Source organism: Ruminococcoides bili (genome assembly GCF_040093295.1).
Taxonomy (GTDB): Bacteria; Bacillota; Clostridia; order Oscillospirales; family Acutalibacteraceae; genus Ruminococcoides; species Ruminococcoides intestinale_A.
The window spans coordinates 1-5522 of sequence record NZ_JBBNJY010000067.1; the positions used below are offsets into that span (position 1 = coordinate 1).

Consider the following 5522-nt stretch of genomic DNA (forward strand, 5'->3'; position numbering starts at 1 on the left):
TGCCTTAGTTGCATAACAAAAGCGTAGCAGCTAAAAGCCACTACGCTTTCAAATCTAACTTTTGGGGGTCACCACAAAATTCTACCCTATCCATATTATCCTCAAATCCGCTGATTTTCCCTTAATTTTTTAAACATATGATCTCTTACCCGTTTTTCTATGATACTTTTTTCACGCACTTTTATCGAAAATCTTGTACCGTTGCCCATTATACAAAGAGCACCGTCAATGCGCTCAATATAATCCGCATTAAGAACAACGCCACGGTTTACGGGTATAAATCTTTCGTCATTATCGGTAAGTTTTAAAAATTCATTCATAGTCATTCTTGTGCGGTATGTCATACCGGACACAACAGAAATATTCAGATAATGTGCATCGGATTCAATAGACATAATCTCTTTGACAGAAATCATTACGGATTTTCTGTCGCAAACAATCCGAATAAATTTTGCTTTATCTTTTATGTAAAAAGCCGCTTCGTCAAGAACTTTGTAAATTTGTTCGGGCATATACGGTTTTATTATATAGTGAAACGCATGAACAGAAAAAGCCTGCATCATAAAGTCGGAACTTGTAGTAACAAAAACAATTAGAATATCTTTGCTGATTTTTCTAAGCTCCTCGGCAAGCTCAATTCCGTTAATAGGGCTCATATAAATATCTATAAATGCCGCATCATATAGATTTTCACTGCATTTATTTAAAAAATCTTGTCCGTTTAAAAAACAATCTACCGAGCCTTGTTCACTTCTGATTGTAAAATATCCGTTGCACACACGGGCAAGAATATCCATATATCTTTGTTCATCGTCAATTACGGCGATTTTCATTATCACACCACCAAAAATAAATAACCTTTTTATAATTATAACACAAAACTTAAGAAATGTGCATTATTATAAAAAGGTTTGCTAAAAATGTATTATATGCCAAAAACAGTCGCCTAAGCGACTGCCTCTGGATTTAGAAGTTTTGAAATTAACGTGAAAACGTGAATAGCTGTTTAATTATTAATCTCTGCATCTGCAGTGTCGCCAAAGAAGTTAAAACGGAAGAGCTTGCTCTCGTCGTTTTTATTCTCGCAAATAATGCTTGCTTCGGCAATCTTACCGCCCTCAATGAGTTTTGTAAGACCGACGATCTGGCAGAGTTTGCTTTTAAGATTTAATCTGTCGCCTTCGTTAGTAACGAGAAATACATTACCCTCGCAAGTATCAAGTACAGCGAGAAATTCGGCTACATCAATATTGTGTAAACTAAGAATAGGTGTCATAAAAAATTCCTCCAAAATGATAATATAAAATTGTTGTGCCATTTACCATTTGGCAAAATAATTATTTATGTTCGACCTAATTAAACCTTACTCGAGTAGTCTGACTGTATAATCAGTCGATAGTCAAGCGGACTGTTTACTTGACAATTATTATTATAATCACAATTCCATAAAAGTCAACAATTTTTTTTATAAAAATTTGTTGCAAAGTCAAATTAAATGTGAACAGCTTACAAAGTGGTGTGTATAAATATATATATTATGCACAAAAATCATTTGATAAACAAATTTGTTTGCTTATTAAAATTATAATGCTGTTAGTGAAAATAACTACCAAAAGGGAAAGTTAAGCGTCAAAAAATCACTTTTTTTACAAAAATAAAATTATTATATATTGAGATTTTTGCGGCTATGGGTTATAATTAATGCAGTAAATTATAATAAGGGTATGCTTTTTTAGAATGAAATATCCGAAAATACAATAAAGGAATGGTACTTTAAATGTTAGACAAGTTTTATAAGCAGTTTAAAAGCGGTACAGACATCAGAGGCGTAGCAAGCGAGGGCGTTGAGGGTCAACCCGTAAACCTTACCGATGATGTTGTGGCAAGAATGGCAGACGGCTTTGTGCTTTGGCTTTCAAAAAAGGTCAGCAAAGCTCCTGAAACTCTTACAATTTCTATCGGTCGTGACAGCCGAATTTCCGGCCCGCATATAGTTTCAATTTGCAGTGAGCGTTTTAAACGCTGCGGAGCAACCGTGCTGGATTGTTCGCTTGCATCTACTCCGTCGATGTTTATGACAACCGTTGACCTCGGTTGTGACGGTGCTTTGCAGATTACCGCAAGCCATCACCCGTTTAACAGAAACGGTCTAAAATTCTTCACCCGTGAGGGCGGTCTTGAGGGCAGTGATATCGAGGAAATCCTTGAGTATGCACAAAACGGCGAATCACCTGCCGAAAATTCTTGCGGCAAAATCAGAAAAGTTGATTATATGACTGATTATGCAAAGGGTCTTTGCAAAAAAATTAAAGAAGAAGTAAATGCGGAGGATTACGATCATCCGCTTAAAGGTTTTAAGATTGTAGTTGATGCAGGTAACGGTGCAGGCGGTTTTTATGCCGATAAGGTACTTTCTGTACTCGGTGCGGATACAACAGGCAGTCGCTACCTTGAGCCTGACGGAATGTTCCCGAACCATATTCCGAACCCTGAAGACGCAACAGCTATGGCGTCAATCTGCGAGGCAGTAAAAGAGGCAAATGCCGACCTCGGCGTGATTTTTGACACTGATGTTGACCGTGGCGGAGCTGTAGACAACAAGGGCAATGAAATTAACCGTAACCGCCTTGTTGCTGTAGCGGCTGCCATTGCACTTGAGGGTAACGAGGGCGGTACTGTTGTAACCGACTCTATCACTTCTTCCGGTCTTAAGGAATTTATTGAAGACACACTCGGCGGTCAGCATTACCGTTATCGCAGAGGTTATAAAAATGTTATCGACAAAGCACTCGAACTCAATGCACAGGGTATCAATTGTCCGCTCGCCATTGAAACTTCAGGTCACGCTGCAATGAAAGAAAACTATTTTCTTGATGACGGCGCATATCTCTGCACCAAGATTATTATTAAAGCGGCTCAATTGCGCAAAGAGGGCAAGGAGCTTGACGAGCTTACTGCGGCGCTTAAAGAACCTGTTGAAAGTAAAGAAGTCAGATTCAAAATTCTTGAGCCCGATTTCAGAGCCTGCGGCGAAAAGATTATTAATGACCTTACCGCATATGCAATGGCGCAGAACGGCTGGAATGTTGCAAACGATAACCGTGAGGGTATAAGAGTATCATTCGATAAGGATAACGGTGACGGTTGGTTCTTGTTAAGACTTTCCGTGCACGACCCGATTATGCCGCTGAATATTGAGAGTGATTCGGTAGGCGGCGTAGATATTATTTACAACAAACTTAATGAGTTTTTAAAGACTACAAGCGGTCTTGAGTTATAATTTAATATTATTGTAAATTCAGCAGTTTCAAAGCATTGCCTTTGAAACTGCTTTTGTTTTTTTATTGTTTTGCGGCTTGAACATAACGGTGAGAGATTTTAATAGGCTGTTCAAAATTTTTATTATATAATCTGGAAAAAGTCCTTGACATATAATACTGTGTGATGTATAGTATTATGCAAAGGGAGGTATAATATGGATGTTCAGCTGAAACGAGGACTTTTGGACATATGCGTGCTTGCCGCTATAAAAAACAAAGATTCTTACGGTTATCAGATTATAAAAGATATGAAACCGTATGTGGAAATATCCGAATCAACTTTGTATCCGATTTTAAGAAGATTGGAAACCGCTCAAATGCTTACCGTCAATAAGGTAGAGTATAACGGACGGTTACGCAAGTATTATCATATTACACAAGAGGGATTAAACAGAATAGAAGATTTTAAAAATGAGTGGCACGAGATAGTATCAATTTATCGGTTTATCATAAAGGAGGAAAATGATGATGAGTAAACAGGAATTTCTTGGGGCATTGTATAACGGTTTATCGGGATTGCCGAAAGAAGATATAGAAAATTCGGTTCAGTTTTACAGTGAAATGATTGACGACAGAATGGACGAGGGTATGACCGAAAATGAGGCTGTTGAAGATATAGGCTCGGTAAACGAAATTATACAGCAAATTTTATCGGAATCTTCATTGCCAAAATTGGTTAAAAGAACAGTCAGCAAAAAACACGATTGGAAGGTGTGGGAAATAGTATTGCTCGCAGTAGGCTCTCCCGTTTGGTTTCCTCTGCTTTTAACCGCAATAGTTATTGTTCTGACGGTTTACATAGTTATATGGTCTGTGGTTTTGTCATTTTATGCGGCTGATTTCAGTTTGGCGGTAAGCGGAATTTTTACATTGGTAAGTACAGTGGCATATGCTTTTACCTCAAATGCAAATATATTTGCGATGCTCGTGCTGATTGGCGGAGCTTTTGTATGTGCGGGTTTGTCAATACTGTCGTTTTTCGGAATTAATCAAATTACAAAAGGAATGGTATTTGTCAGTAAAAAAATATGGATTTGGATAAAATCCTTGTTTATAAGAAAAGAGGAAGTATAATGAAGAAATCAAAAAAGATACTGATAACGGTAGCTGTAATTCTTGTAGCGGTTGGAATGATTTGCGGATTTTGCGGTATATACAGTCTTGGATTTAATTTTAATGAAATCAGCACATCAGATTTTGTAACGCATACTTATACTGTTGAAGACGATTTTACAAATATTATAATAGAGGACGCGGCAAGCAATATAAATTTTTATAAATCAAATGATGATAAATGTCGGGTATTGTGTGATGAACGGGAAAAAGTCACTCACACTGTTGTAAACGAAAACAATACATTAACAGTCCGTGTGAAAGATGAACGCAACTGGTTTGAGCGTATTAATATCGGATTTTTCGTTTCGGATATGAGGGTTTCGGTTTATTTGCCGAAAAACAAATATGATTCTTTGAATGCAGCTTCAATGAGCGGAGATATTGATGTTGCAAACGAATTTACTTTTGATAATGCAAAGGTCGGCAGTATCAGCGGTGATGTAAGTGTAAAAGCCGATGTAAAACAAGAACTTAATATTTCATCGACAAGTGGAGATGTTTATGCGGAGAATTTAAATCTGGAAAAATTAAATGCCGAGTCTACAAGCGGAGATGTAATTATAAATAATATTTCGGCAACCGAGTGTATTAATGCAAGTTCTGTAAGCGGTGAGATTGACTTGTCAAATGTAAAAGGCAAAGAAATTTTTGCAAAAACAATCAGCGGCGGAGTTATGCTTACCGATACGGTTGCAAGCCAAAAGCTTAAAGCAAACAGCACAAGCGGAGAGATAGATTTGAAAAGATGTGACGCAAAAAATATTGTACTTGATACCGTAAGCGGCGAAATATCGGGAACATTGCTAAGTAATAAACAATTTATTACCGAAACAACAAGCGGCACGGTAAATGTACCGCAAAGCGTTTCAAACGAAGAGTGCCGAATAACCACGGTAAGCGGAGATATTTATATCGAAATTGCAGATCAGTAAAAAACAACAGCTTGACTTTGGTCGAGCTGTCAGCATTTTTAAAGGCTTGCGCCGTTGTGTTCAAGCCGCCAAACAGCAGGCTGTTCAAAATTTTTATTATATAATCTGGAAAAAGTCCTTGACATATAATACTGTGTGATGTATAGTATTATGC

6 protein-coding genes are annotated in these 5522 nt (G+C 37.4%); 4 read left to right on the forward strand and 2 right to left on the reverse strand.

The window, feature by feature from the left end; translation table 11 throughout:
- Positions 1-101: 101 nt before the first annotated feature.
- Both AAAY30_RS11085 and AAAY30_RS11090 read right to left on the reverse strand, forming a co-directional pair.
- The gene (locus AAAY30_RS11085) at positions 102-833 is read right to left on the reverse strand and encodes a LytR/AlgR family response regulator transcription factor (protein WP_195410408.1); all 732 of its coding nucleotides are present in this window, start codon (positions 831-833) and stop codon (positions 102-104) included.
- Between the two features lie 173 nt (positions 834-1006).
- Positions 1007-1276, reverse strand: a complete 270-nt coding sequence (locus tag AAAY30_RS11090; protein ID WP_195410407.1) for a hypothetical protein — start codon at positions 1274-1276, stop codon at positions 1007-1009.
- A 501-nt stretch (positions 1277-1777) separates the two neighbouring features.
- Here AAAY30_RS11090 and AAAY30_RS11095 point away from each other — a divergent pair.
- The 4 genes from AAAY30_RS11095 to AAAY30_RS11110 all read left to right on the forward strand — a co-directional run bounded on the left by AAAY30_RS11095 (position 1778) and on the right by AAAY30_RS11110 (position 5368).
- Positions 1778-3280, forward strand: a complete 1503-nt coding sequence (locus AAAY30_RS11095) for a phosphohexomutase domain-containing protein (protein WP_296152814.1) — start codon at positions 1778-1780, stop codon at positions 3278-3280.
- A 195-nt stretch (positions 3281-3475) separates the two neighbouring features.
- Positions 3476-3796 carry a PadR family transcriptional regulator gene (locus AAAY30_RS11100; RefSeq protein WP_195410404.1) on the forward strand — a complete coding sequence of 107 codons (321 nt, stop codon included), beginning with the start codon at positions 3476-3478 and terminating at the stop codon, positions 3794-3796.
- On the forward strand, positions 3789-4394 hold the full coding sequence (locus AAAY30_RS11105; RefSeq protein WP_022234026.1) for a DUF1700 domain-containing protein: 606 nt from the start codon (positions 3789-3791) through the stop codon (positions 4392-4394). Before AAAY30_RS11100 ends, AAAY30_RS11105 begins: the two co-directional genes overlap by 8 nt.
- Positions 4394-5368: a DUF4097 family beta strand repeat-containing protein gene (locus tag AAAY30_RS11110; RefSeq protein WP_337781427.1), complete on the forward strand. Its 975-nt coding sequence runs from the start codon at positions 4394-4396 to the stop codon at positions 5366-5368. Before AAAY30_RS11105 ends, AAAY30_RS11110 begins: the two co-directional genes overlap by 1 nt.
- The last annotated feature ends 154 nt before the right edge of the window (positions 5369-5522 follow it).